The organism is Acinetobacter sp. YH12219 (assembly GCF_013417875.1).
Classification (GTDB): domain Bacteria; phylum Pseudomonadota; class Gammaproteobacteria; order Pseudomonadales; family Moraxellaceae; genus Acinetobacter; species Acinetobacter amyesii.
On record NZ_VPDC01000024.1, the window covers coordinates 13,993 to 39,984 of the forward strand.

A 25,992-nucleotide genomic window follows, 5' to 3' on the forward strand; every position below is an offset into this window, starting at 1 on the left:
CAGATGATTGCGAAAATTTTCGCAAAGTATCAGTCGATTGGGCTGATTACCTTAAGTTTACTGGCAGGTGCGATAATGACATTTATCGCACTTCCTGTTTTAACACGCCTATATTCTGTTGCTGACTTTGGGGCTTACGGGATTGCATTGGCGATAGTCAGTGTTATATCGACGGTGGCGAATTTACGTCTTGATCAAGCTTTATTGGTTGCCGAAGAAGGTGATAAAAAAAGCCTGATCTTTGAAGGGGTAGTATTTTCAACTTTCATCGCGATTGTTAGCGGTATTGTTATTAGTTTTATTCTAAATATTGAAATGGCAGGGGCTGTTGCCACAGGCATACTTGCCAACACTTTGATTCAAAGTCTGTATAACTATCAATTTGCAGCGCATAAAGAATATTTTTGTGCAGGTTTAAATATTTTTAGAAATGCCATTGTCGTGTTAGTGCAACTCTCGTTGCCATTCGTGATGCAGATCAGCTTGGTGAATAGTTATAACATTAGTTCGATTATCATGATTGTGGCGGTGCTGATTTATTTACTGAAACATCAACTTTATCAAGTCAGTTGGCATGCGTTTAAAAATTATAAAGATTTCATTTACGCCAATACACCGCATGCCTTGCTGAATAGTTTTTCACATAACTTGCCATACTATGTGGTGTCGCATTTTGTGGGTGTGCAGGCAATGGGCTTCTATGCCATTGTCGAGCGTACCTTACGTGTGCCGATCAATCTGATTTCACAGACTTTACGTCAATTTTTTATCCGTAAGTTTAAAAGCACGGATTCAAACAATAATGCGTTAAAGGCAAGTGTGCTTTTAAGCTTGGTGTCACTGCCTCTTTTTGCAATTTTCTTTATCTTGCCTGAATCGGTATATCTATGGATTTTCGGTTCTGAATGGGTCGGGATTTCGACCTATTTTCAAATTTTAGCGTTGGGCTATTGGGCGGTTTTTTGTAATCCGCCAAGTTCGGCTTATTTAATTGCCAAGCGCAATAGCCAAGTATTATTTAAACTGCAAATTGTTGAACTCATGATTAAGTTCGCTTTATTTGCAGGCTTATATGTTTTATGTGCTGATAAAATTTATATGCTCCTGGCGGTGCCTGTGGCGTTAATTATTTATAACTTTGCCATTTTATATGTGGTGTGGAGAAACAAAAGCTGATGTTTTTTAAACTGTTAAAACTGATGAATTGGTTCACTGCACAATGCCGTCAGCAATTTTATAATGTGGCTTTTGGCACGAAATTTCGTTATTTCGGCAAAGCCTGTACGGTCGATATCAGCGGTCAGGTCAAAATCGGTCAGAATGTTTATATTGGCGATCATGTCAGTTTAATTGTCGAGCAAGGCGCAATTTTAGAAATCGCGGATAACAGTTTTATTGGTGAAAGCTGTTATATCAAATGCTTTGGTGGCAAGGTGTCTATTGGCAAAGACGTGAGTATCAATTCTAAGTCATTTATCAATGGTTGTGGCGGTGTGAGCATTGGCGATAATACCCGTATCGGCACGCAGAGTATCATCATTGCGAGCAATCATAAGTTTGGTGAACCCGATTTGTTGGTGAAAGATGCCATCACTAAACAAGGGGTCAGTTTAGGTGAAAATATTTGGCTTGGTGCGCGGGTGACGGTACTTGATGGTGTGAAAATTCCAAGTGATTCGGTGATTGGCGCGTGTAGCCTCGTGTCGAAACCTTTGGACGACTCGGGTGTCTATGTCGGCAGTCCTGCCAAAAAAATCAAATCGCTCTGATCTTATTTTTTCATCCTGCATCGTGACTGCGTTTTCCATATCGTAAAGTGGATTTTCAGCGTAAAATAGCTGACTTATTTTCCTCCTTTTAAGTTGCCTCGCTCCATTCAGGTACTGTGTATGTCATTTATGGTTTCTGCGTTTCGACAGCTGTTTGATTTGGCTTATTTTATGGCAAAAGGCAGTGTGGCTTATGCACGTAAAAAAGGTGTAAAAGTCGGGGAAAACTGCCGAATTTATATTAAAAGCTGGGGCTCAGAACCATTTTTGGTCAGCCTTGGTGATCATGTGACCGTGACCTCAGGGGTGAAATTTATTACCCATGACGGCAGTACATGTTTGGTTCATGATGAGCAAGGCAAGCGCTACCAACGCTTTGCACCAATTCAAGTCGGTTCGCATGTATTTATTGGGGTCAATACAATCGTTATGCCCGGTGTGAGTATTGGCTCAAATGTTGTCATTGGTGCAGGCTCAGTGGTGACCAAAGACATCCCTGATCATAGCGTGGCGATTGGTGTGCCTGCCAAAGTGGTATCCAGTTTTGCAGACTATCAAGCCAAAATTCAAAGTACCTGTGCCAGTGACAGTGAACTTGTCGGCATCACGGATTATCGTGAGCGGGTTGAGCGCGCTATGGCCATTCAAGCCTCAAAAACACCGCATTAATATTCTCCCATTTTAAAATTTAGGTCTGATTATGTTGAATAAAGTCATGTTCTTTTTGCCAAGCTTGGGCGGTGGCGGTGCAGAACGTACAGTCATTCAACTGGCGAACAGCTTTGCAGAACAAGGTCTGAATATTCATTTGGGCGTGTGTGATGTCACAGGTGATAAAGCCAAGTTGTTGCCTGAAGTCAGCCGGAAAATTCAATTGGTGAATTTTAATTGCGGTCGGGTGATGAATAGCATCACACCCTTAAAGATGAAGCTGAAAGCTGAGCAATATGACTGCTTGGTGGCAACGCAAACCCATACCAATATTGTGGCAGGTATTGCCAAAAAGCTGGCAGGCGTGCAAACCGCTTTAATCTTCCGTGAAGTATCGACGCCGTCTAAGAATTTGAAATTACAGGGTCTCGCTAAATTTGTTTTAAAAACTTTGGTGAATTGGACGTATCCCATGGCACAGCAAGTGGTTTGTGTCTCTAAAGGTGTAGAAGCCGATTTTCGTGAATATTATGTTTATAAGAAAAATAACCTGAGCACCATTTATAACCCTGTACTGGATGATGCCTATTTTGAAAAACTCAAAGTGCCCGTCACACACAAATTTTTCAATGAAAGCAATAAAGTGATTTTGGCAGTAGGGCGTCTGACTGAAGCGAAAAATTTTGGTTTTCTGATCAGTTCCTTTAACGCTTTACATGATCAGCATTCTGAAACTCGTCTGATCATTTTAGGTGAGGGTGAACTGCGTACTGAATTTGAAGCTTTAGTATCGGACTTAGGCTTAAACGATGTGGTGGATTTACCTGGCTTTAATTCAAACCCGTATGCCTATTTTAAATATGCTTCGCTATTTGTTTTAAGCTCCAATTGGGAAGGTCTACCAGGTGTGCTGATTCAGGCGCTTGCTTCCAAAGTGAAGGTGGTCAGTACTGATTGTCCAAGTGGACCAATGGAAATTTTAGACCATGCTAAATTTGGCTTATTGGTTGAATGCAATGATCAAGCAGGTTTGACACAAGCTATGCAACAGGCAATTTTTGCTGATTATGTACATTATTCAGAAGCTAATTTTGAAGCCCATATTCAGCAATTCCACAAAGCAACGGTATTGCAGCAGTACTTAAACATGATGGAGTCTGCAACATGAGCAAACCGTTGATGGTGCATGTGATCACCAACTTTGCAGGGGTGGGCGGTGCAGAAATGATGCTGTCGCGTCTGATTCAATATACTGAAAACCAATATCAGCACGTGATCATCAGTTTAATGAAAACATCGAGCATCTATCAAAGCACGCTCGATCGTTGTCAGTCACATTATGCTTTAGGCTGGAATGGCATCAATACGCTGAGTACGATTCAAAAATTACGTAAATTGCTGAAACAGTTACAACCTCAAACCGTGCAATGTTGGATGTACCATGCCAATGCCTTAACCAGTTTGAGCGTCATTGGCTTAGCAAAAAAACCAAAAGTCGTGTGGGGCATTCATCACTCGCTTGCTTCCCCGAAAGATGAATCGATCAGTACCAAGATTGCTTTAAGTTTAAGTAAAATTTTATCAAAACAACCGAACAGCATTATTTATTGTGCGCATTCTTCATTAGAGCAGCACCAAGCATTTGGCATTCAAAATCCAAATAGCCAAGTGATCGCCAATGGTGTGTTTCTCGATAAATTTCAGCCGAACCCAGAATTGCATCAGCCAACCGTGATTGGCTTTGCCGGACGTTACCATTCGGCAAAAGGCTATCCGTATTTATTTGAAACCATGGGTTTACTTAAAGATGAAAATATCATCTTTAAAATTGCGGGTAGTGGGGCGAGTTTAGATAACGCGGACGTCAAAGCTTTATTTGAGCAGCATCAATTAGATGCCGAAAAAGTCCATTTACTGGATCAAATCTCAGATATGCCAGCTTTTTATCAATCCATCGATGCATTCCTCATGACTTCAATTACAGAAGGCTTCCCGAATGTGTTGGTCGAAGCGATGGCATCGGGACTGCCATGTATTAGTACAGATGTTGGCGATGCCAAATATATTGTGCAGGATTTAGGAAGTATTGTTCCACCACGTAATGCGCAAGCTTTGGCGGATGCCATTTTGGCATATGTACAAAAGACAGAAGCAGAAAAACAAAGTTTAAAACAGGCGACGCGTGAACGGGTAAAGCAGAATTTCAGTATTGAAACTGTTAGCCGTCAATATATGCAGATGTGGAGCCAACAGGCATGAAGTTTTTAATGATCAGCAGTTTTTTGCCATCGGTACTCAATTTTCGTGGCAAGTTATTAGAAGCGATTTCTGCCCGAGGTTATGAAATTCACATCATGGCACCTGAGTTTGCCAGGTTTCCTGAAGAACAGCAAAAACTGCAAGCCCTTGGCTATCATCTACATGAGATTCCCATGCAGCGTACGGGCACCAATCCAGTTGCAGACTTAAAATTACTCAAAAACCTGTATCAGCAAATTCGTCAAATTAAACCTGACTACGTGCTGTCCTATACCATTAAACCGGTCATTTACGGCACGCTCGCGGCTTGGCTTGCGAAAGTACCGCATCGTTTTGCTTTAATTACTGGTCTGGGCTACGCTTTTCAAAATGTGGAATCTGGCAAGCGCAGTGTATTCCAAAAAATGGTGCATGGCTTATATGCGCAAGCGCTCAAACGTAGCGACAAAGTCTTTTTCCAAAACCCAGATGATTTAAAGCTGTTCCAAGAGATGCACTTACTGGATGTTAGTAAACCGACGGTGGTGGTGAATGGCTCAGGGGTGAATGTGCAAGACTTTGATGTTATGCCTTTACCCAAAAATGAACAAGGGCAGGTCAAAGTCTCATTCTTACTCATTGCACGGCTTTTGGGTGATAAAGGTGTGCGCGAATATGCTGAATCGGCGCGCATCATCAAAGCACAATATCCTGAATCGGAATTTCATTTGGTCGGTTGGATTGATGATAATCCATCAGCTATTTCTCAAGCCGAACTCGATGAATGGATTGCCGATGATCGCCTTAAATATTGGGGCAAACTCAGTGATGTCCGTCCTGCAATTGCGGAAAGCTCGGTCTACGTGTTGCCCTCCTACCGTGAAGGCACGCCACGTACGGTATTAGAGGCGATGGCGATGGGGCGTGCGATTATTACCACCGATGCACCGGGTTGCCGTGAAACAGTATCGCACGGTGTGAATGGTTATTTGGTTGCGGTGAAATCAGTCGAAGATTTGGTGCAAAGCATGCAGTACTTTATTGAAGATCCAAAATTGATTGAATATATGGGACAGCGTTCACGTGAAATTGCGCTGAATAAATATGATGTGCATCAAGTGAATAAGCACATGATGGCTGAAATGGATATCCATTAAAGGCGATTCATCCAATTTAAGAGGCGATCCAGATGACTTTAAAATATATAAAAAGTGATTTATACCGTTATACCGGTCATGTCAGTTTGAAAACCTTTTTGAAAACTTATTTATTCAATCGTGGTTTTAATTTTTCATTTTGGCTGCGTTTAGCCAGTGCAAAATCATTTTGGGCGAAGCTGGCTTATCCGATTTATTATTATAAAAAAAAGCAGTACGGCATAGATATTCATACCACAACTCAAATTGGTTATGGCTTATATATTGGTCATGGTGGACCATTGGTTGTTAACCCTACGACTGTGCTTGGCAATAATGTGAATTTGTCGCAATTTACAACGATTGGTGCCAATGGCGGCCGTCAAGCAGCAGAAATTGGAGATAATGTTTATATTGGGCCGAATGTTTGCATCATTGAGCATGTCAAAATTGGCAATAATGCCACTATCGGTGCGGGCAGCGTGGTGACGAAAGACATTCCTGAAAATGCAACTGCAGTAGGAAACTACGCGAAGGTGATCAGCATGAATAACCCAGGGCATGCAGTCAATCGTCGTTGGATAGATCTCTAAACAGCTATATTGTTTGGCGGTTTTAGAACAGCGACTACTTGAGTCCCTTTGACCGTTGAAATATTTTACAAATCTGATGGCGTCGAACAGGGTATAATCATTGCTAGAAATGGATACCATTTTCCCATCTTTATCTAACCTCAAGAGCGAACCATGTTAAAGCGTTTATTGGATATTGTTATCGCATCATCTGCGCTGGTGCTGCTGTCTCCTGTTTATGCTTTAGTGGCTTATAAGGTGAAAAAGAATCTCGGTTCACCGGTTCTGTTTCGTCAGGTTCGTCCGGGCTTGCATGGCAAACCGTTTGAGATGATCAAGTTCCGCACCATGAAAGATGCACTTGATACGGATGGCAATCCATTACCGGACAGTGAACGCCTCACGCCATTTGGTAAAATGCTTCGTGCCACCAGTTTGGATGAAATGCCAGAACTGTGGAATGTGATTAAGGGTGATATGAGTATTGTCGGGCCACGTCCATTATTGATGGAATATTTGCCCCTTTATAATACGCAACAAGCGAAACGTCATCACGTGCGTCCGGGCATCACAGGGCATGCTCAAGTGAATGGTCGTAATGCCATTTCATGGGAAAAAAAGTTTGAGCTAGACACATGGTATGTGGAAAATCAGTCTTTATGGCTGGATTTTAAAATCATGCTAAAAACCGTGAAAAAAGTGATTGCCAAGGATGATATTAGTGCTGAAGGCGAGGCAACCATGACAAAATTTACCGGCACACCGGAACAAAAATAATGACAACACTCTATGCGATTTATGGGGCTTCAGGTTGTGGGCGTAGCCTGATGCCTGTCGCGCGTCAGCAATTGGCACGTCAAGGTGATGCGTCTGAAATTATCTTTATCGATGATGCTTTAACAGACATTGCTTCAGTCAATGGTCATCGTGCCATGAATTACCAAGCGTTTCTAAATGAATTTGCATCGACAAAATACGTGCAAATTGCGATTGCCAATAGTCGTGTGCGTGAAAAAATCGCTCAGCGTTTAGAAGCGGATGGCATTCAGCTTTGGTCGATCACTGCGGACAATGTGGTTTTAATGGATCAGATAGAACTCGCTGAAGGTTCTGCTTTGAGTCCCTTTGTCACCATTGGCTCAAATGTCAAAATCGGCAAGTGTTTTCATGCCAATTTATACAGTTATGTCGAGCATGATTGTGTGATTGGGGATTTCGTTACTTTCGCACCAGGCGTAAAATGTAACGGCAATATTCATATACATGCACATGCCTATATTGGCGCGGGTGCGATGATTAAGCAGGGCACACCTGATCAGCCTTTAGTGATTGGTGCAGGTGCGATTGTGGGTATGGGTGCTGTCGTGACCAAAAGTGTACCCGCAGGCGTCACCGTGGTGGGTAATCCCGCCCGAATTCTGACTTCAAAATAGATTTTTAAACTAGATTTTTAGACTGGGAAAACTCCATGTTAAACAGTGCATTTGAGCCTTGGCCAAGCTTTACCCAAGTAGAAGCCGATGCGGTGTCAAAAGTCCTATTATCCAATAAAGTAAATTATTGGACAGGTCAGGAATGCCGTGAATTCGAAAAGGAATTTGCACAGTTTGCAGGAACTCAGCATGCAGTTGCCGTTGCCAATGGTACAGTAGCACTCGATTTAGCCCTCAAAGCTTTGGGTATTGGTGCAGGTGATGATGTGATTGTCACTTCACGGACTTTCTTGGCTTCAGCAAGTTCAATTGTCACCGCAGGTGCCAATCCTATTTTTGCTGATGTTGAACTGGATTCACAGAATATCTCACGCCGTACCATTGAAGCAGTGATTACACCGAATACCAAAGCCATTATCTGTGTGCATTTGGCAGGGTGGATGTGTGATATGGACCCAATCATGCAATTGGCTGAGGAAAAAGGCATTTTTGTAATTGAAGACTGTGCCCAAGCACATGGCGCGATGTACAAAGGTAAATCGGCAGGTTCAATTGGTCATATTGGCGCATGGTCATTCTGTCAAGACAAGATTATGACTACAGGCGGTGAAGGCGGGATGGTCACCACCAATGATGAAGGTCTTTGGAAAACAATGTGGTCGTATAAAGATCACGGCAAAAACTTTGATAGCGTCTATAACAAGCAACATCCACCGGGCTTCCGTTGGTTGCATGATTCATTTGGTACTAACTGGCGCATGATGGAAATGCAAGCTGTGATTGGTCGTCTGCAACTCAAACAAATGCCTGAATGGACGGAAAAACGTAATGCTAATATGGCGCGTATCCAAGCTGTATTTGAAAGTAGCCCTTATTTTACCGTAGCGAAACCTTCAAACGATTATGTACATGCCGCTTATAAATGCTATGTGCAAGTCAATGTTGATGCTTTGCCAGAAGGCTGGTCACGTGACCGCATCATGGCGGAAATTTCATCTCAAGCAGTTCCATGCTTTAGTGGTTCATGTTCAGAAGTGTATTTAGAAAAAGCTTTTGATGGCACAGCATGGCGTCCAAAACAATCATTGCCACAAGCAAAACAACTCGGTGAAAGCAGTTTGATGTTCCTTGTACATCCAACATTGTCGGATGCCAGCATGCAAAAAACAGTGGATGCTATTACGCAAGTCATCGCAAAAATCTAAACCTGAAAAGCGCGTATAATATTAGGCGCGAATATTCCTTTGACCTGATTCGAGCACGTTGTGAAAGACATTATCCGATCTATAGCATCATTACCGCGTCGCCAAAAACAAATCGTTTTGGTGCTGATGGATATCTGTGTTTTACCGTTGATGATGTGGCTGGCGTATGCCATTCGTTTGGCGCGTCCGAATGTACAGGTCATGCAAGGCTTAGATGCTTGGTATATCTATGTCGGTATTTGTGGCATTGCTATTTTTGCTTTGCTGGGGATTTACCGCGCAATTGTCCGTTCTTTTAATGAAGACTACTTACTGCGGATATTAATCGGGACATTTATTCAAATCGTGGCCTTGTACACGATTAAAAAATTGAATGTCGCTTTTATTCCCATGAGTATTCCGCTCATGTATGGCTTTATGCTGTTTTCATACATGTGGTGGAGCCGTGCCGTCATTCGCTACGCAACCCTCAAAACCTTCGCAAAAAAACAGAGCCGTAAACGCGTTGCAATTTATGGCGCAGGTTTAGCAGGTCAGCAAATTGCCGCAGCGCTAAACCGTTCAGATGATTATTTACCGGTGTGTTTTATCGATGATAAACGCTCTTTACAAGGGCAGTCATTAAGCGGTTTAAAGATTTATTCACCGACAAAAGCACAAACCAAATTGGGTAAATTTGGTATTGAAGAAGTCTTACTTGCCATGCCTTCCGTTGGTCGTGCACGGAAAAAAGAGATTATTGAGTCTTTTGATACGGCAGATGTCAAAATTATGGAACTGCCAGGGGTAACGCAACTGGTGGATGGTCAAGTCCAAGTCTCTGATATTCGTGAAGTGGATATTATTGATTTACTTGGACGTGATCCTGTACCGCCGAAACCTGAATTGTTAGAAAAGAATATTAAAAATAAAGTGGTCATGGTGACAGGGGCAGGAGGGTCGATCGGCTCTGAACTTTGCCGTCAGATCGTGAAGCATCAGCCGAAAATGCTGGTGCTGTTTGAAATGTCTGAATTTGCCTTGTATTCGATAGACCGTGAATTGCAGGCATCTGATATACAAATTATTTCAGTATTAGGTTCTGTCACCAATCAGCCGAAGTTAGAGCGTATATTGCAACAGTATGCGGTACAAACGGTTTATCACGCGGCGGCTTATAAACATGTGCCTCTAGTGGAGGCAAACCCATTTGAAGGTATTTATAATACGTCCATTGGCACACAGCGTAGTGTCGATGCCGCAGTGAATCAAAATGTTGAAACTTTTGTTTTAATTTCAACTGATAAAGCTGTGCGTCCAACCAATGTCATGGGTGCTTCTAAACGCATGGCAGAGCTGTATTGTCAGGGCTTGGCATCGACACATCCAAACACCCAAATCAGTATTGTCCGTTTTGGGAATGTATTAGGTTCTTCGGGATCTGTTGTTCCTTTGTTTAAAAAGCAGATTGCTAAAGGCGGGCCTGTTACAGTAACGCACCCGGAAGTCACGCGTTATTTTATGACCATTCCTGAGGCAGCTCAACTCGTGATTCAGGCAGGTGCGATGGGGACAGGTGGTGATGTATTTCTGCTTGATATGGGCGAGCCAGTTAAAATAATAGACTTAGCTAAACAAATGATTCGTTTAAGTGGTCTTCGAGCTATCAATGAAACTGGACAGGGTGATATTGAGATACAATTCACGGGCTTACGGCCAGGTGAAAAATTGTATGAAGAGCTGTTGATTGATTCGGATAATGTAGAGAAAACTGGGCATGAGCGGATTTTAAAATCATTTGAAAATTATAGATCTTATGTGGTTATCTTAAATGCTTTTAATGAGTTGATTAGTATTTATAACAATGATATTGAAACAAAAAAACTATACATATTGTTATCTCAATATGTTAGTGGTTTTAAATCAGCCAAAAAATAATATAAATCAACATTTCTAGCATTTTAATGGAATTTTAAAATTGATAGAATAGTTCAGTAAGTTAAAACATTTTTATATCGATAATTGAATTTAAGGGTAGTTTGTGAAAAGAATTTTACTGGTTTTTGGTACACGTCCTGAAGCCATAAAAATGGCACCTTTAGCTATAAAGTTGAAAGAAAATAATAATTTTTTTGAAACAAAGGTTTGTGTTACCGGTCAACACCGTCAAATGTTAGACCAAGTGTTAGAATTATTTAATTTAAAACCTGATTTTGATCTAAATTTGATGAAGCCTGGTCAGACATTATCAGATGTGACATCGGGTGTTTTAAAAGGGCTGGAGGGAGTATTTGATGAGTGGCTCCCAGACGTTGTTCTAGTTCATGGCGATACAGCAACAACATTTGCAGCATCTTTAGCGGCGTATTATCACAAAGTGAAGATTGGTCATGTGGAAGCTGGGTTACGTACAGGTGATATTTACTCACCATGGCCAGAAGAAGCAAACCGTAAGCTAACTGGCTCACTTGCTAATTATCATTTTGCACCTACACAATCTTCTTATAATAATTTAATTAAAGAAAATATTAATCCAAATAATATTACTATTACGGGTAATACTGTAATTGATGCATTGCTGAATGTTAAAGAAAAAGTAGAAACTGATCATAAAATTATTGCTGATTTTAAATCGCAATTCAGCTTTTTAGATCAAAGTAAAAAAATGATTTTAGTGACAGGACACCGTCGTGAAAACTTTGGTCAAGGCTTTTTAAATATCTGCCAAGCATTGGCAAATATTGCGAAAAAATATTCAGATGTACAAATTGTATATCCAGTACATTTAAATCCGAATGTGCAAAAACCTGTAAATGAGCTGTTATCTGGTATTTCAAACATTCATTTAATTGCACCGCAGGATTATCTGCCTTTTGTTTATTTAATGAATCACAGCTATTTAATTTTGACCGATTCTGGCGGTATTCAAGAAGAAGCACCTTCTTTAGGTAAGCCTGTTTTGGTGATGCGTGATACGACTGAACGTCCAGAAGCAGTAGATGCAGGAACTGTAAAACTGGTAGGTACAGATGCTGTGATCATTGAAAAATCTGTCTCTGAATTACTTGAAGATACCGCGTTATACAATCAAATGGCAGAAGCCCATAACCCGTATGGTGATGGTACGTCTTGTCAGCAAATTATTGAATTTTTAAAAAATAACTGAGTAAGTATAAGTCGTATTATGAATAATAAATTTGAACATATTTGTGTCATCGGTTTGGGTTATATCGGCTTGCCGACTGCTGCGACATTTGCGGCGCATGGGATTAAAGTTACAGGTGTTGATGTGAATCAGCACGCAGTAGACATGATTAACCAAGGTAAAGTACATATTGTAGAACCTGACCTAGATGCGCTGGTTAAAGACGTTGTAGAAAAAGGCATGTTGTCTGCGCAAACCATACCTGTAGAAGCGGATGCTTATATTGTTGCTGTGCCTACGCCATTTAAAGATGATCATGAACCTGATTTAAAATATATTGAAGCAGCAGCAAAAGCACTTGCACCTTATTTGGCTAAAGGCAATTTGGTTATTTTAGAGTCTACTTCACCTGTTGGCGCAACTGAGCAAATGTCTGCATGGTTGAGCGAAGCACGTGCAGATTTAAGCTTTCCACAGCAAGAAGGCGAAGCATCTGATATCCGTGTCGCTCATTGTCCTGAACGTGTTCTTCCAGGTAAAGTATTGTTAGAGCTTATCAGCAATGACCGTATCATTGGTGGTATGACTGCGCCATGTTCAGCTGCATCAAGCCAGTTGTACAAAACTTTTGTACAAGGTGGTTGTATTGAAACAAATGCACGTACAGCTGAGATGTGTAAACTTACGGAAAACTCTTTCCGTGATGTCAATATTGCTTTTGCAAATGAACTGTCTGTAATTTGCGATAAGTTAGATATTAATGTTTGGGAATTGATTGCGTTAGCAAACCGTCATCCGCGTGTCAATATCTTACAACCTGGGCCAGGCGTAGGCGGTCACTGTATTGCAGTTGATCCATGGTTTATTGTGGCAAAAACACCTGAGCAAGCGCGTTTAATCCGCACTGCACGTGAAGTAAACGATGCGAAACCTGAATGGGTGATAGATCAGGTTAAAATTAAGATTGCTGAATTTTTGCAAGCGAACCCTGAAAAAACAATAAAGGATGTAACAGTAGCTTGTTATGGTTTGGCATTTAAACCGAATATTGATGATCTGCGTGAAAGCCCTGCTTTAGAAATTACTAAACAGTTAGCTGAACAAGGCCTAAATATTTTAGCAATTGAGCCTAATATTTGTGAATTGCCACAAAAATTACCAGATAATGTACGTTTGATTTCTTTAGATGAAAGGCAAATGGCTGATATTCATTTGATTTTAGTTGATCATAAAGAATTTAAAAATAATTTTATAATTGCATCAAAATATATTGTGGATACAAAAGGAATTCTGCTGTAGTGGGAGGCCTAATCTATTCTGTAATATATAACTTATTTTCTAAAATTAGCATATTGTTATCAAGCTATTTAGGCTTGCTTATGTTGAGTAAGCATGATTATGGCTTATTCTCTTATTATACTATGCTAATTGCAAATTTAAGTATATTTTTTATATGTGGTGGAGGCTTGTCAGTGAATCAAGCATATTCTTCTAATATAAAAAATAATTTAGAAAAAGAGGCTATTTTAGCCTCTCATTTTTTAATATTAGTAATTCTTTCTATATTAGCTTTGTTAGTGTTATGTTTTAATTATAACTTATATTATATTTTAGCTATTTTTATATCCTTTTTTATGGGAGCATCAGCCTTAGTTGAAGGTAAAATGTATGCTACTAAAAATTATAAGAATATGGCAGTAAATGCAATTATAAGTTTTATAGTTATGCTTCCACTTATTTATTTTTTTATAAAAAAATATAATATCTTCGGTGCCTTGTTTGCGCTTTTATTATATAGATTTATTTTACTTTCCTTGAATTTGTATAAGTCAGATGGCTTGATTTTTATAAAAAAAGAATCTTTAGCTTTAATATTTTCTCAAAAAAACATTCAATATTTGAGGAAAAACTCACTTCCGATATTTTTATCGGCATTATGTGTAGCTCCAGTATATTTTATTTGTATTAATTTAGGAAAATACTATGGATTGTCATATGAGAAATTAGGTGAGTTTTCCTGGTTTTTTCAAATATATAATCTGATAGTTTTTTTTCCTGGAGTTTTAGTTGGTTTTCTAATATCTAAATTAAATGAGGATAGGAATAATATAAATAAAATTTTTAAATTTTATTTTTTGTTTGGATTATTTGTTGCAGTATTTTTAATATTATTTAAAAGTATAATATTTCTTATCTCAGATTTTGAAGTAAGTTATAGTTTAAATTTAATGTATTATTCTATGATGACGTCATCCTTTTTATATATATTGGCTTCTAGTTTTTCTGGTTTTTGGTTGTCAGTTGGAAAACCAAGGTACGGATTTTATATTAATTTAATTTGGGCATTTTTAACCCTTATTTTTAGTTATATTTTTTTTGAAAGCCGACTAGATTATTCTGCTATATTTGTTGGAACATCATTAAGTTACCTTTTTGTAATTGTATTACAATTTTTTATTTTCAAAAGGTTTTAAATGGAAAATCATTTTAAAAAAAGTTTGTCAGATATAATTTTAGCATCATTTATACTGTCAATATTTTATTATGTTCCTTTTGTTGGGAGCCTATTTTGGGTTCATTTAATAATAAATGGTTTTTTCCTTTTATTTTCTATGTATGTTTTTTTAAATACTAATGGAGAGTTCTTTTTAAAAAAAAATGGAGTTTTTTTATTAATAATATTAATTGTATCTATTTTTTATAGCTTATTAATATTTAATATACAGTTTGTGTTTTTATTGTCAGTTATATTTTCGATGTGTTATGCATTTTTGGGTTATTATGTTGGATTTGATAATCTGAATTTTTCTAAGTTTAGTAGGTTTTCTTCAATTATTTTAATACTTGGATTATTGTGGGTTGTTTTGGCCAAATTCAATGATTCATTAAACTATGTATATAATATTGATTATGGTGTAAGTGTTTTTGATTTAAATTTATATAATAATGGATATAATATAGGTAGAACAGGTTGGAATACTTCTTTAATTATTTTGTACTTTCTGTTTTTATATCTTTTTTATAATGTTAAAAGTAGATTTGATAGATTAATATGCTTTTTTGTTCTGTTTTTAATACTACTTTCAGTTTTTATTTCCGATGGGAAAACTGGAACTATAATAATTTTTTCTTTTTTATTATTGAATTTTGTAAAAAAAATTGGATATATTAAATCTAGTATTTTTATAGTAAGTTTTTCATTATTAATTTATTATTATTTTGATACTATTAAGTATTTTTTAATACAAAATAGTCGTTTGGGTATGATTTTTGATAAAAGTGCAGATTTTACTACAGGTAGAGGAGATGCTGGTCTAACTGCTATTGAAATTATAAAAGAAAATCTATTAATAGGTACTGCATATAAAGGTGGATATACATTATTTGATTATGGATATGATTATAAAGATATTCATAATGTTTGGATGAATATAATAGCTAATTTTGGTATAATATTTTTTATACTCTACTTTACATGTTTAACTTTTTTTATAGCTAATGCATTTAAAATTTCCTGGAAAGAGAGAAAAAATGTCTTTGCTTTCTATCAGCTTATCATAGCTTCATTTATTGTTACATTTGTAGAACCATTGGTTTTTGTTAGTTATCTACCATATGTAGCAATCTTTTGGTTTGCTTTGGGTTGTATGTCTAAATCAGGTAAGTAAGATGATCTTGTTTAACTTTTATAAAGTAAAAAAAAATTCAGCTGTTGATTTGGCATATCAGAGAATTTTTCAAGTTTTTAGTTCTAGAACAAATTGCCGAAAAATAGATAATAATTTATCTAATGAAAAATACATCGTCTGTTCAGACATGTATCAAGTAATTTTAACTTTTTTTATAAATTTTGGAAGACCACATATAATTTTTTGGGTTCAGGGGTCATCGCCACATGAAAGTTATTTAAAACATAAATCTTATATAAAATATATGATTATATGGATATTGGAGTATGTTGCATTATTTTTAAGTAATTCACATATATATGTTTCTCCTTATATGAAAACATTTTATCAAAAAAAGCCTTTTCTTAATAAGAAAAAAAATATTGTCATTCCTTGCTTTTCGGATTTAAAAATAAATAAAAGTGTTAAACGTGATCAGAATAACTATTGTTATATTGGCGGCATGTCAAAATGGCAAAATTTTGATATAATTATAAAAATGATGAATATAATTGTTGAGAATAATAATGAAGCTAAATTTTCAGTAGCAACTAATGATTTAGCAGTGTGCCATGCTCAATTGAAAGAACTAGCTACAGCAAAATTATTAAAAGTGACATCAGTAGTATCATTATCCTCTAAACAAGAAATTGAAAATTTCTTATCTGCGGCTTCTTTTGGTTTTTTAATTAGGGATGACATTGTAGTAAATAATGTTGCTTCGCCAATTAAACTCGCTGAGTATTTATCATGTGGAGTTAATGTAATTTCAACTAAAGGTATTACTTCTTATAAAAATTTAATCGAACAGGCTGGATATATTGTTAATGATAAAAATTTAGATTCTATTCGAGAAATTAAATTTGAAGCAAATGAAGAAAAAGCTTTACAAGTTTTTCAAGAAAATTTTAGTTCCATTAGTATTTCCAATTCTGTAAATATTTTTTTAAAAGAACTTGGATTGTAATGTAATGAAAGAAAAATTATATTTTATTGGTACATTACCTGAACCTACAGGTGGAGTTACTATATTTAATAAAAGAAAAGTTGGTTTACTTCAGAAAGATTATGACGTTTGTGTAATTGAACCAAACCTAAATACTTTATGGAAAATTATATATACCTTTCTTTTTAAGAAAGATCTTATATATATTAGTACATTTAACTTTTTAATTGTTTTTATTGCGGTAATTTGTAAGACCAAAGGTTTTTATTTTATTGATCATAATACGTCTAGACATATCGAAAATTTTGGTGGTTTTAAGAAAAGTATTTGTTTAAAATTTTTAAAAAATGCTAAAGAGATAGTATTGGTTAGCTCGCATTTAAAAGATAATTATAAAAAAATTAATTTTTATAATAATTTAAATTTTAAAATAGAACAGGCATTTATTCCACCTAATGTTGAAGAAGCCGATAATATTATTAATTCTATTTATCCAGATAAATTAAAAAGTAATCTTTTTAAAAAAAATTTAGTAATCGCTAGTGCATCAAAAACAAATTTAGATATTTCTGGACAAGATATTTATAGCTTGGAACTTACATTAAAAGCTTATGACAGACTGGCGAATGAGCATCCAGATTTAATATTCGTTATGGCAATTGCTGAATTCTCTAATGATGAATTTGGTTTAAAAATCAGGAAGATGTCAGAAAATTTGCAAAGTAAGTATAACAACTTCATTTTATTAACAAACAATACTCCTATTTGGCCACTATTTAAATCTGGACTGGTTTTTCTACGCATAACGACAACAGATGGCGATTCAGTAAGTTTGAAGGAGTCGTTATTTTTTGATTGTCCAGTCTTAGCGACTGATGTAGTTTCTAGGCCTGCTGGAACAAAGCTTTTTAATTTGAAAAATGATGATTTATTTAATGCAATCGAGAATTTGATAGAAGAGTCCAAATGAAAGTATTAAGATTAATAAATACTGTTAAGTATTTAAAATTTATACAAATATACTATCGTTTACATTATCTTTTGCTTAAGCCAAAAACGAAGCAAACAGTATTTAACATTCAGCTTAGAAATGTAGCCCGAAGTTGGCACAATACAATAGCCAAGCCTATTAGTATGCTCAGTCCAACACAGTTTGTATTTCTAAATCATTTAGGTCAGTTAAATACGGCTGAGGATTGGAATACTAATCAGCAAGAAAAATTATGGCTCTATAATTTACATTATTTTGATGATCTCAATGCAGAAAATGCTGTAGAGCGTAAACACTGGCATGATGATTTAATTCATAAATGGATTGATGAAAATCCTTATTCTTCAGGCAATGCTTGGGAGCCTTATCCAAACTCCCTTCGTATCGTAAACTGGATTAAATGGAGTTTGCAGGGCAATCCTTTAGATCAAGCACAATTGAACAGTTTAGCCTTGCAGGTAGAGCATCTGTCTAAAACGGTTGAGTGGCATATTTTAGCGAATCATTTATTTGCCAATGCTAAAGCACTGATTTTTGCGGGTCTCTATTTTCAAACGCCTGAATCTCAAAAATGGCTAGAACTTGGTTTAAAAATTTATCGTAAAGAGGTTGATGAACAAGTATTAGATGATGGTGCAAACTTTGAATTAACCCCAATGTACCATGCAATCTTTCTTGAAGATTTGTTAGATATCTATCAACTGGCTCAAATCTATGATCAATTAGAGGTCATCAATCATCAACATCTTGCAGCTAAAATTATAAGTATGTTGCAATGGCTAGATGCAATGACTCACCCTGATGGAGAAATCTCTTTCTTTAATGATGCTACTTTTGGAATAGCCTCACAGTATGCAAAATTATTAGACTATGCACAGCAACTAGGGATGAATGTTGCAGCGTCAGATTTAGTTGATTGTTATTTAAAGCCAAGTGGTTATGTGAGCGTACAGCGCCCAACCTATAAATTCTTGATGGATGTTGCTGAAGTCGGTCCTTCATATCAGCCTGGACATGCACATGCAGACACGTTGAGTTTTGAACTGAGTGTCAATGGGTCGCGATTTATCGTAAATTCGGGTATCTCTCAATATGGTCTAGGTAAGGAACGATTATTACAGCGAGGAACTGCTGCACATAATACTGTTGAAATAGATGGTCAGAACTCGAGTGAAATCTGGTCAGGCTTCAGGGTGGCAAGGCGCGTTAGTCCTAAAGTTGAGTCTATAGCTCACAAGGGCAATCAGATCCATGAATTAGTAGCATCGTATAAATCCTTAAAAAGTGTCACACATCGGCGATCAGTGGCATTTAATGAACATAAAATCAGCTTAATTGATCAAATTACAGGTCAATTTAATCAGGCGGTTTCTTATCTTTATTTTCATCCATATGTTCAAATTAAACAAATATCATCAAATGAGTATGAATGTAGGCTTGATGATACGACAGTCTATCTTCATCTAGAGGGGCAGGTAGATTCACAGCTCTTAAATACTTTATGGCATCCTGAATTTGGTAAATCCATAGATAATCTATGTTTGAAAATATTTTTAAAATCAGGTGAATGTAAAATAAGCATTACCATAATGGATGTGGACGATGAAAATGTCTAAGATATGTATCATTAGTGCAAATAGTCTAGAAAGCGAAAATGCTTCAAGGAATCGTATTTTAAGTTTAGTGAATGCGGCGCTTGAGCAAGGCCATGAAGTAAAACTAATTTCAATGGATCATGACAATTACCATTTGCTAGAAGATGCGAATTTTAATCACTACAAAATTCCTTTTATAGACACAAAAATTCCATCTTTCGTAAAACGTGCATTATTAGAAATGAAAATTGCATCTTTGGCATTAAAAAAAGCCAAGGAAATGAGCTGTGATATCAACTTAATTACGATTCCATCCATGTTTTTACTGCATATGAGCGCCTTATTGCCTGCTCATAAAATAAACGTGCTGGATATTCGTGATTTAAGCTGGGAGTATTTAGATACTAAATCATTGATTAACAGAATTGCTAAAACTATATTTACAAAATGCGCGCTTTTTAATTTAAAACGATTTAAAATCATTAGCGTAACGAATGATCATGAATTTGAATATATTTCCAAGTATGTTTCAAACTATCAGAATATGATTAAAGTACCGAATGGTGTATCTTTATCTGTATTCGAACAGTTAAGTTCAGTGTTAGAAAATCAGTCACATAAGAAAACAGTGACTTATGTTGGCAATGTTGGCTTAGCTCAAGATCTTTCGACACTCGTTGAAGTGAGCAAACAATTGCCCAATGTGAAGTTTAACATTGTGGGCGGAGGGACAGATTTTGAACGTATTTATGCTCTAGCGGATCATGCGGCTTCAAATCTAAATTTTCTGGGTAGAAAAAATTTTAATGAGCTGATTGAAATTTATAACAGCAGCGATATTTTATATGCACAGCTAACCCCAGATTTTGCAACAGCTATGCCATCTAAATTATATGAGTATCTTTCAACTGGAAAATATATCATTTATGGTGGACAAGGAGTTGCATCGGCAACATTAGGCAAATTTGAAAATGTTTCACTGATTCAGCCGTGCTCTGTAGAAATATTGAAGCAGGAAATTGAAAAAGTTTTTTCGGAGTTTAATCCATCGTTATCTTTCTTGAATCGTCAAAAAATCCAAGCGCAATATATTAGAGATGTAACGGTTAAACATTTGATTTATTTATTTTAAATTTAATTATTGTTGTAGGTTATATATTAAAAATCGAACTTTAAGATTTTTTTAATCCATGAATTAGGAAGTTAGAGTTTTATTATAAAATTTACAACATGTTGAGGCTTAGCAGGTTTGATAAATGAAAAGGTTAGTTGATATATTAATTGCTTTAACAGCATTAATAATTTTAAGCCCAATATTTCTTTTGGTGGCCTATAAAGTCCGTAAAAATTTAGGATCTCCTATCTTCTTTTATCAAGAAAGACCTGGTAAAAATGCAAAAATATTTAAAATGATGAAATTCCGCTCTATGTTGGACGCTTTTGATAAAAGGGGTAATCCATTACCTGATGATCAGCGTATTACACCTTTTGGTCATAAGTTAAGATCAACAAGCTTAGATGAAATGCCGCAATTGATTAATGTACTAAAAGGTGACATGAGTATTGTGGGGCCAAGACCTCAGATGAAAGATTTTTTAGAACATTATACTCCTGAACAAATGCGCCGTCATGACGTCAAACCAGGAATGACGGGGCTTGCCCAAGTCAGTGGTCGAAATAATTTGTCTTGGGAAGAAAAATTTGATCTTGATGTGCAATATGTAAATACACATTCAATTTGGTTAGACTTTAAAATTATGTTTAAAACAGTTGAGGTCATGTTAAAAAAGGAGGGTATTAATGCACCAGATCAAGAAGTTGGTGCGGAACGATTTTCTGGAACTACGAAAAAAATTAAGTAAATATTTTGCTTGGAGTTAATTAGTGTTTAAGGTTTTAGTTACTGGAGGGGCTGGATATATTGGCTCACATACTTGTCTGAAGTTGTTAGAAGAAGGGTATTCTGTTGTAGTCTTAGATAATTTAGCCAATGGTTCTGTAGAAGCGCTTAAACGTGTTCAAATTCTAGCAAATCAATCATTAATATTCATTCAAGGTGACATTCGAGATGGGGAGTGTCTAGATAGAATTTTTCAAATGCATCAAATCAATGCAGTGATACATTTTGCTGGTTTAAAAGCAGTGGGTGAAAGTCAGCAAATCCCTTTTGAATATTTTGACAATAATATTTCAGGAACTCTAAATCTTTTAAAGTCGATGCAGCGAGCTAATGTTTTTAATTTTGTATTTAGTTCATCAGCAACAGTATATGGTGAAACTCATCAATCTCCTTTAGATGAGAATATGCCTACTGGAAATACGACCAATAATTATGGTTATACGAAGTATATTGTCGAGCAGCTATTGGAAAAGTTATCTGCAAGTGATGAGCGTTGGTCGATTGCATTATTACGTTATTTTAACCCAGTTGGGGCACATGTTAGTGGACGGATTGGAGAAGATCCACATGGTGTTCCTAATAATTTAATACCTTATGTAACACAGGTTGCAATAGGACAAAGAGATAAATTAGCGATTTTTGGAAATGATTATCCAACTTTAGATGGAACTGGTATACGTGATTATGTTCATGTTATGGATTTAGCAGATGCACATATCTGTGCGTTAAAAAATCGTGTGAAAAGTCAGGGCTGCCGCGCTTGGAATATTGCTACGGGCAAAGGTGCATCAGTACTTCAAGTGATAAACACATTTGAGCAAGTAAATGGCGTTGAAATAAAATATGAATTTGTAGCACGTCGTAGCGGAGATGTTGCTGTTTGTTTTGCGGATAATCGTCGAGCAAAAATAGAATTAAATTGGACACCTCAATTTTCTTTAGAAGATATGCTGCGAGATAGTTGGAATTGGCAGATAAATAATCCTAATGGGTATGTTAAATAAAAAAAGGAGCCATGAGGCTCCTTTTTTACATTGGGGTATTATTCCACCGTCACAGACTTCGCCAAGTTACGTGGCTGATCGACATCTGTTCCACGTAGCACTGCAACATGATAAGAGAGCAGTTGTACTGGAATGCTATACACAATCGGTGCCAAGATTTCATTCACACTTGGCACATAAACCACGTGTTGACGATCTTTCGCTTTGATGCCGCTGTTTTCATCTGCAAAAACAAATAACTCACCACCACGCGCTTGCACTTCTTCCATATTCGATTTGAGTTTATCTAACATGTCATCTTGTGGCGCAAGAATCACCACAGGCATATCATTATCAACCAGTGCCAATGGACCATGTTTTAATTCACCAGCCGCATAACCTTCTGCGTGGATATATGAAATCTCTTTAAGTTTCAAAGCACCTTCAAGGGCAATCGGGAACTCAGTTCCACGACCCAAGAATAGGCAGTGATTTTTTTCAACAAATAATTCTGATAGACGTAGAATCTCAGCATTATTTTGTAAAGTATCTAAAATCACTTTCGGTGTATGCCATAGCGCAGCAATAATTTCAGAGACACGGTCAGTTGAAATGCTTTGCTTAATTTGACCAATTTTCAATACCAATAGCATCAATGCCGCAAGCTGTGTGGTAAATGCTTTGGTCGAAGCAACACCAATTTCAGGGCCTGCGAGCGTCAACAAACTGTAGTTGGTTTCACGTACCATCGACGAGGTTGCCACGTTGCAAATGGTCATGGTGGTGATATTCAAGCTTTTCGCTGCTGCACGCTTTTGCGTATCACGCAGTGCAGCTAAAGTATCGGCTGTTTCACCTGATTGAGAAATACAAACATACAGTGTGTTATTCACAATCACAGGCGAGCGATAACGGAATTCACTGGCAATTTCGACTTGGCAAGGCACGTCAATCAGTTGTTCAAACCAATATTTGGCAATCATGCCGGCATGGTAGCTGGTACCACATGCGATGATTTGCACTTGTTGAATTTGGCTGAAATCTTGAGCTGCATTGGCAAGAAAATCATCACGAAGCGCATTACCATTTAATGCTTGTGAAATCGTTTGCTTAATCGCTTCAGGCTGCTCATAAATTTCTTTGAGCATATAGTGTTTATATTCACCTTTTGAAGCATTGCTTACAGTCGCATCAAGCTCTTTGATTGGTCGATTCACTAATTTACCATCGACGAATACTTCAATGGTATTACGTGTCAAACGTGCAATATCACCTTCTTCAAGGTAGATAAAACGGTTGGTAATCGGTAAAAGTGCCAATTGATCCGAGCTAATAAAGTTCTCGCCAATACCGACACCAATCACAAGAGGTGAACCTTCACGCACCGTGATTAATTCATCAGGATGGTCGGTATGTACGATACCTAGTGCATAAGCACCTTTGAGTTGAGGCACGACACTTTTAACTGCTTCTAAAAGACTCGGAGTGCTTTTTAAAGCATCATTGACTAAATGCGCGACAACTTCTGTATCTGTTTGTGAGGTAAAGACATAACCAAGTGCTTCAAGATCATCTTTAAGCTCTTGATAGTTTTCAATAATGCCGTTATGAACTACAGCAACATTGCCTGAAATATGCGGATGGGCATTATTTTCAGTCGGTTTACCATGGGTTGCCCAGCGCGTATGAGCAATACCGACTGAACCTGCGATATCTGCTTCTTCAACGGCTTGTTCAAGATTTGCAACTTTACCTACGCGACGTTCACGTAGAACGTGGCCTTTATTAATCAGCGCTAAACCTGCAGAGTCATAGCCACGATATTCAAGACGCTTTAAGCCTTCAATTAAAATATTGGTAATACTACGTTCTGCAACGCCACCGACAATACCGCACATAATTTAATCCTCTTATTTCTTCAATTTTTGTGGACGTTGATAGTTTTCTTTGGCAAATTGCTTCGAACGTTCTACCGCAAGGCTATTGTCTGCCACGTCACGTGTAATGGTTGAGCCAGCACCCACTGTTGCACCATGACCAATGGTGACAGGAGCGACTAATGAGCTATTTGAGCCGATGAAGGCTGAGTCACCGATAATGGTTTTAAATTTGTTTGCGCCATCATAGTTGCAGGTAATGGTGCCTGCGCCAATGTTTGAACCTGCACCGACTTCTGCATCACCTAAATAGGTAAAGTGGTTGGCTTTAGAGCCTAAGCCGACAGTGGTATTTTTAACTTCAACAAAGTTACCAATATGCACTTCATTGGCCAATTTTGCGCCTGGGCGTAAACGTGCAAATGGACCGATTTGAGCGTCTTCACCAACAATGGCGCTGTCAAAAACGCTATATGGTTGAACTTTAGTACCTGCTGCAATCTTGGTGTTTTTAATGATACAACCTGCACCAATTTCTACGTTATCACCGAGTTCAACATCACCTTCAATAATCACGTTGATATCGATACGGACATCTTGACCAACAGTCAATGTACCACGTAAGTCGAAACGTGCAGGATCAATCAGGTGAACGCCTTGTTGCATCAGTTGTTTAGCTTGGAATGCTTGAAATTCACGTTCAAGTGCAGCTAACTGTACACGGTCATTGACACCTTCCACTTCGAAAGCGCGTTCTGGCTCAACAGATGCCACTTCGAGACCGTCAGCAATTGCCATAGCAACGATATCGGTCAGGTAATATTCACCTTGCGCATTGTTGTTGCTTAATTTTGGCAACCATTCATGTAATTTGGCATTACTTACGGCATAAATACCGGTATTAAATTCTTTGATTTTACGTTGTTCTTCAGAGGCATCTTTGTGTTCAACAATGGCTTGAATTTTGCCATTTTCACGTACAATACGACCATAACCAGTCGCATCATTAACCGTTAGGGTTACTAAGCCAATACCTGTTTGAGCAGATGCATCTAATAGTTTTTGTAATGTTGCTTCAGTGATACAAGGCACATCACCTGAGAGAATCAAAGAAATCCCAGTTTTTGCTAGGACAGGCAGAGTCACTTTGACTGCATGGCCTGTACCCAATTGTTCTGCTTGTTCAACCCATTTGACATTTTCATGTGCAAACGCGTTTTGAACCAATTCACCGCCATGCCCATAAATGGTAATTATTTCTTCTGCATTTAGTTTTTTCGCCGTGTTGATGACATGGCCAAGTAGGGGTTGTCCTGCGAGTGGTTGTAATACTTTGGGTAAACGAGAACGCATACGTGTCCCTTTACCTGCAGCAAGAATAATAACGCTAGTAGACATGTTTAATCCTAGGTGTTTCTATTACATAGACAAAATATAAAAATAAATACAGATGCAAAGCGCGGCCCAAAGACCTGCAATGATGTCGTCGAACATGATGCCAAAGCCACCACCGACTTGACGGTCAATGACACGAATTGGCCACGGTTTCCAGACATCAAATAAACGGAATAAAGCAAAACCAATCAATGCCCAAGTCCAGCTCATTTGCCCAAGATATAAAATCGGGAGGAAGGTAATGGACTGACCGGCAAATTCATCCCATACGATGCGGCCATCGTCATGGACACCCATGACTTTGGCGGTTTGACCACAAATATAGATCCCAATAATCGACATGAGGATCATGACTATAATGGAGTTGAAAAAGCCGATTGCAAGCCAACCTGGAATAAAAAACAAAGCAAAAGCAGAGCCAAAGGTACCCGGTGCTTTGGGTGCAAGACCCGAGCCAAATCCCACGCCACAAAAGGCGATGACTCGGTTAAACCAAGACATGGATTTAA

General features: G+C 37.5%; 24 protein-coding genes. 21 read left to right on the forward strand and 3 right to left on the reverse strand.

The window, feature by feature from the left end; all coding sequences use genetic code 11:
• The first annotated feature begins 3 nt into the window (after nucleotides 1–3).
• The 21 genes from FTV04_RS14245 to galE all read left to right on the forward strand — a co-directional run bounded on the left by FTV04_RS14245 (nucleotide 4) and on the right by galE (nucleotide 22,232).
• Nucleotides 4–1,176 carry a lipopolysaccharide biosynthesis protein gene (locus FTV04_RS14245; RefSeq protein WP_180049547.1) on the forward strand — a complete coding sequence of 391 codons (1,173 nt, stop codon included), beginning with the start codon at nucleotides 4–6 and terminating at the stop codon, nucleotides 1,174–1,176.
• On the forward strand, nucleotides 1,176–1,769 hold the full coding sequence (locus tag FTV04_RS14250; RefSeq protein ID WP_180090087.1) for a DapH/DapD/GlmU-related protein: 594 nt from the start codon (nucleotides 1,176–1,178) through the stop codon (nucleotides 1,767–1,769). Before FTV04_RS14245 ends, FTV04_RS14250 begins: the two co-directional genes overlap by 1 nt.
• A gap of 120 nt (nucleotides 1,770–1,889) precedes the next feature.
• Nucleotides 1,890–2,438 (forward strand): DapH/DapD/GlmU-related protein, encoded by a 549-nt coding sequence (locus tag FTV04_RS14255; RefSeq protein WP_180090088.1) that lies wholly within the window; start codon nucleotides 1,890–1,892, stop codon nucleotides 2,436–2,438.
• A 31-nt stretch (nucleotides 2,439–2,469) separates the two neighbouring features.
• Entirely contained in the window at nucleotides 2,470–3,588 is a 1,119-nt protein-coding gene (locus tag FTV04_RS14260) for a glycosyltransferase (RefSeq protein WP_180090089.1), read from the forward strand.
• A complete protein-coding gene (locus FTV04_RS14265) occupies nucleotides 3,585–4,679 on the forward strand; it encodes a glycosyltransferase (protein WP_180090091.1) in 1,095 nt (364 codons plus the stop codon). Before FTV04_RS14260 ends, FTV04_RS14265 begins: the two co-directional genes overlap by 4 nt.
• Entirely contained in the window at nucleotides 4,676–5,815 is a 1,140-nt protein-coding gene (locus FTV04_RS14270) for a glycosyltransferase family 4 protein (protein WP_180090093.1), read from the forward strand. Before FTV04_RS14265 ends, FTV04_RS14270 begins: the two co-directional genes overlap by 4 nt.
• Before the next feature lie 32 nt (nucleotides 5,816–5,847).
• The gene (locus FTV04_RS14275) at nucleotides 5,848–6,387 is read left to right on the forward strand and encodes a serine O-acetyltransferase (RefSeq protein ID WP_180090095.1); all 540 of its coding nucleotides are present in this window, start codon (nucleotides 5,848–5,850) and stop codon (nucleotides 6,385–6,387) included.
• Nucleotides 6,388–6,540: 153 nt separating this feature from the next.
• Nucleotides 6,541–7,143 (forward strand): sugar transferase, encoded by a 603-nt coding sequence (locus FTV04_RS14280; protein WP_180090097.1) that lies wholly within the window; start codon nucleotides 6,541–6,543, stop codon nucleotides 7,141–7,143.
• Nucleotides 7,143–7,799 (forward strand): NeuD/PglB/VioB family sugar acetyltransferase, encoded by a 657-nt coding sequence (locus FTV04_RS14285; RefSeq protein ID WP_180066591.1) that lies wholly within the window; start codon nucleotides 7,143–7,145, stop codon nucleotides 7,797–7,799. Before FTV04_RS14280 ends, FTV04_RS14285 begins: the two co-directional genes overlap by 1 nt.
• Nucleotides 7,800–7,834: 35 nt before the next feature.
• The gene (locus FTV04_RS14290) at nucleotides 7,835–9,004 is read left to right on the forward strand and encodes a DegT/DnrJ/EryC1/StrS aminotransferase family protein (protein ID WP_180090099.1); all 1,170 of its coding nucleotides are present in this window, start codon (nucleotides 7,835–7,837) and stop codon (nucleotides 9,002–9,004) included.
• Nucleotides 9,005–9,064: 60 nt separating this feature from the next.
• The gene (locus FTV04_RS14295) at nucleotides 9,065–10,921 is read left to right on the forward strand and encodes a nucleoside-diphosphate sugar epimerase/dehydratase (protein WP_180090100.1); all 1,857 of its coding nucleotides are present in this window, start codon (nucleotides 9,065–9,067) and stop codon (nucleotides 10,919–10,921) included.
• A 103-nt stretch (nucleotides 10,922–11,024) separates the two neighbouring features.
• Nucleotides 11,025–12,149: a non-hydrolyzing UDP-N-acetylglucosamine 2-epimerase gene (wecB, locus tag FTV04_RS14300; protein ID WP_180090102.1), complete on the forward strand. Its 1,125-nt coding sequence runs from the start codon at nucleotides 11,025–11,027 to the stop codon at nucleotides 12,147–12,149.
• 18 nt (nucleotides 12,150–12,167) lie between these two features.
• Nucleotides 12,168–13,427, forward strand: coding sequence for a UDP-N-acetyl-D-mannosamine dehydrogenase (gene wecC, locus FTV04_RS14305; protein ID WP_168379459.1), 1,260 nt, complete (start codon nucleotides 12,168–12,170; stop codon nucleotides 13,425–13,427).
• Between the two features lie 80 nt (nucleotides 13,428–13,507).
• Entirely contained in the window at nucleotides 13,508–14,602 is a 1,095-nt protein-coding gene (locus FTV04_RS14310) for a hypothetical protein (RefSeq protein ID WP_180090104.1), read from the forward strand.
• Nucleotides 14,603–15,796, forward strand: coding sequence for a hypothetical protein (locus tag FTV04_RS14315; RefSeq protein WP_168379461.1), 1,194 nt, complete (start codon nucleotides 14,603–14,605; stop codon nucleotides 15,794–15,796).
• Nucleotide 15,797: 1 nt separating this feature from the next.
• Nucleotides 15,798–16,763 carry a glycosyltransferase gene (locus FTV04_RS14320; protein WP_180090106.1) on the forward strand — a complete coding sequence of 322 codons (966 nt, stop codon included), beginning with the start codon at nucleotides 15,798–15,800 and terminating at the stop codon, nucleotides 16,761–16,763.
• A 4-nt stretch (nucleotides 16,764–16,767) separates the two neighbouring features.
• Nucleotides 16,768–17,712, forward strand: coding sequence for a glycosyltransferase (locus FTV04_RS14325; protein WP_168379463.1), 945 nt, complete (start codon nucleotides 16,768–16,770; stop codon nucleotides 17,710–17,712).
• Nucleotides 17,709–19,349 (forward strand): heparinase II/III family protein, encoded by a 1,641-nt coding sequence (locus tag FTV04_RS14330; protein ID WP_180090108.1) that lies wholly within the window; start codon nucleotides 17,709–17,711, stop codon nucleotides 19,347–19,349. The genes FTV04_RS14325 and FTV04_RS14330 overlap by 4 nt, the downstream gene beginning before the upstream one ends.
• Nucleotides 19,336–20,460 carry a glycosyltransferase gene (locus tag FTV04_RS14335; RefSeq protein WP_168379465.1) on the forward strand — a complete coding sequence of 375 codons (1,125 nt, stop codon included), beginning with the start codon at nucleotides 19,336–19,338 and terminating at the stop codon, nucleotides 20,458–20,460. The genes FTV04_RS14330 and FTV04_RS14335 overlap by 14 nt, the downstream gene beginning before the upstream one ends.
• A 124-nt stretch (nucleotides 20,461–20,584) precedes the next feature.
• The gene (locus FTV04_RS14340) at nucleotides 20,585–21,190 is read left to right on the forward strand and encodes a sugar transferase (RefSeq protein ID WP_168379466.1); all 606 of its coding nucleotides are present in this window, start codon (nucleotides 20,585–20,587) and stop codon (nucleotides 21,188–21,190) included.
• 22 nt (nucleotides 21,191–21,212) lie between these two features.
• Nucleotides 21,213–22,232: a UDP-glucose 4-epimerase GalE gene (gene galE, locus FTV04_RS14345; protein ID WP_168379467.1), complete on the forward strand. Its 1,020-nt coding sequence runs from the start codon at nucleotides 21,213–21,215 to the stop codon at nucleotides 22,230–22,232.
• Between the two features lie 38 nt (nucleotides 22,233–22,270).
• Here the strand turns inward: galE and glmS are convergent, their stop codons facing one another.
• From glmS to FTV04_RS14360, 3 genes are read right to left on the reverse strand one after another with little or no spacing between them, the layout of a single operon-like run.
• Nucleotides 22,271–24,109 (reverse strand): glutamine--fructose-6-phosphate transaminase (isomerizing), encoded by a 1,839-nt coding sequence (gene glmS / locus FTV04_RS14350; protein ID WP_180022204.1) that lies wholly within the window; start codon nucleotides 24,107–24,109, stop codon nucleotides 22,271–22,273.
• Between the two features lie 12 nt (nucleotides 24,110–24,121).
• Entirely contained in the window at nucleotides 24,122–25,486 is a 1,365-nt protein-coding gene (gene glmU, locus FTV04_RS14355; RefSeq protein WP_180073532.1) for a bifunctional UDP-N-acetylglucosamine diphosphorylase/glucosamine-1-phosphate N-acetyltransferase GlmU, read from the reverse strand.
• 21 nt (nucleotides 25,487–25,507) lie between these two features.
• Entirely contained in the window at nucleotides 25,508–25,984 is a 477-nt protein-coding gene (locus tag FTV04_RS14360; RefSeq protein WP_180090122.1) for a phosphatidylglycerophosphatase A, read from the reverse strand.
• Nucleotides 25,985–25,992: the final 8 nt, after the last annotated feature.

Bases quoted from the DNA above. Each gene is read 5' to 3' on its own strand.
- FTV04_RS14245 (WP_180049547.1), top strand. From the start codon at position 4: ATGATTGCGAAAATTTTCGCAAAGTATCAGTCGATTGGGCTGATTACC.
- FTV04_RS14250 (WP_180090087.1), top strand. From the start codon at position 1,176: ATGTTTTTTAAACTGTTAAAACTGATGAATTGGTTCACTGCACAATGC.
- FTV04_RS14255 (WP_180090088.1), top strand. From the start codon at position 1,890: ATGTCATTTATGGTTTCTGCGTTTCGACAGCTGTTTGATTTGGCTTAT.
- FTV04_RS14260 (WP_180090089.1), top strand. From the start codon at position 2,470: ATGTTGAATAAAGTCATGTTCTTTTTGCCAAGCTTGGGCGGTGGCGGT.
- FTV04_RS14265 (WP_180090091.1), top strand. From the start codon at position 3,585: ATGAGCAAACCGTTGATGGTGCATGTGATCACCAACTTTGCAGGGGTG.
- FTV04_RS14270 (WP_180090093.1), top strand. From the start codon at position 4,676: ATGAAGTTTTTAATGATCAGCAGTTTTTTGCCATCGGTACTCAATTTT.
- FTV04_RS14275 (WP_180090095.1), top strand. From the start codon at position 5,848: ATGACTTTAAAATATATAAAAAGTGATTTATACCGTTATACCGGTCAT.
- FTV04_RS14280 (WP_180090097.1), top strand. From the start codon at position 6,541: ATGTTAAAGCGTTTATTGGATATTGTTATCGCATCATCTGCGCTGGTG.
- FTV04_RS14285 (WP_180066591.1), top strand. From the start codon at position 7,143: ATGACAACACTCTATGCGATTTATGGGGCTTCAGGTTGTGGGCGTAGC.
- FTV04_RS14290 (WP_180090099.1), top strand. From the start codon at position 7,835: ATGTTAAACAGTGCATTTGAGCCTTGGCCAAGCTTTACCCAAGTAGAA.
- wecC (WP_168379459.1), top strand. From the start codon at position 12,168: ATGAATAATAAATTTGAACATATTTGTGTCATCGGTTTGGGTTATATC.
- FTV04_RS14310 (WP_180090104.1), top strand. From the start codon at position 13,508: ATGTTGAGTAAGCATGATTATGGCTTATTCTCTTATTATACTATGCTA.
- FTV04_RS14315 (WP_168379461.1), top strand. From the start codon at position 14,603: ATGGAAAATCATTTTAAAAAAAGTTTGTCAGATATAATTTTAGCATCA.
- FTV04_RS14320 (WP_180090106.1), top strand. From the start codon at position 15,798: ATGATCTTGTTTAACTTTTATAAAGTAAAAAAAAATTCAGCTGTTGAT.
- FTV04_RS14325 (WP_168379463.1), top strand. From the start codon at position 16,768: ATGAAAGAAAAATTATATTTTATTGGTACATTACCTGAACCTACAGGT.
- FTV04_RS14330 (WP_180090108.1), top strand. From the start codon at position 17,709: ATGAAAGTATTAAGATTAATAAATACTGTTAAGTATTTAAAATTTATA.
- FTV04_RS14335 (WP_168379465.1), top strand. From the start codon at position 19,336: ATGAAAATGTCTAAGATATGTATCATTAGTGCAAATAGTCTAGAAAGC.
- FTV04_RS14340 (WP_168379466.1), top strand. From the start codon at position 20,585: ATGAAAAGGTTAGTTGATATATTAATTGCTTTAACAGCATTAATAATT.
- glmS (WP_180022204.1), bottom strand. From the start codon at position 24,109: ATGTGCGGTATTGTCGGTGGCGTTGCAGAACGTAGTATTACCAATATT.
- glmU (WP_180073532.1), bottom strand. From the start codon at position 25,486: ATGTCTACTAGCGTTATTATTCTTGCTGCAGGTAAAGGGACACGTATG.
- FTV04_RS14360 (WP_180090122.1), bottom strand. From the start codon at position 25,984: ATGTCTTGGTTTAACCGAGTCATCGCCTTTTGTGGCGTGGGATTTGGC.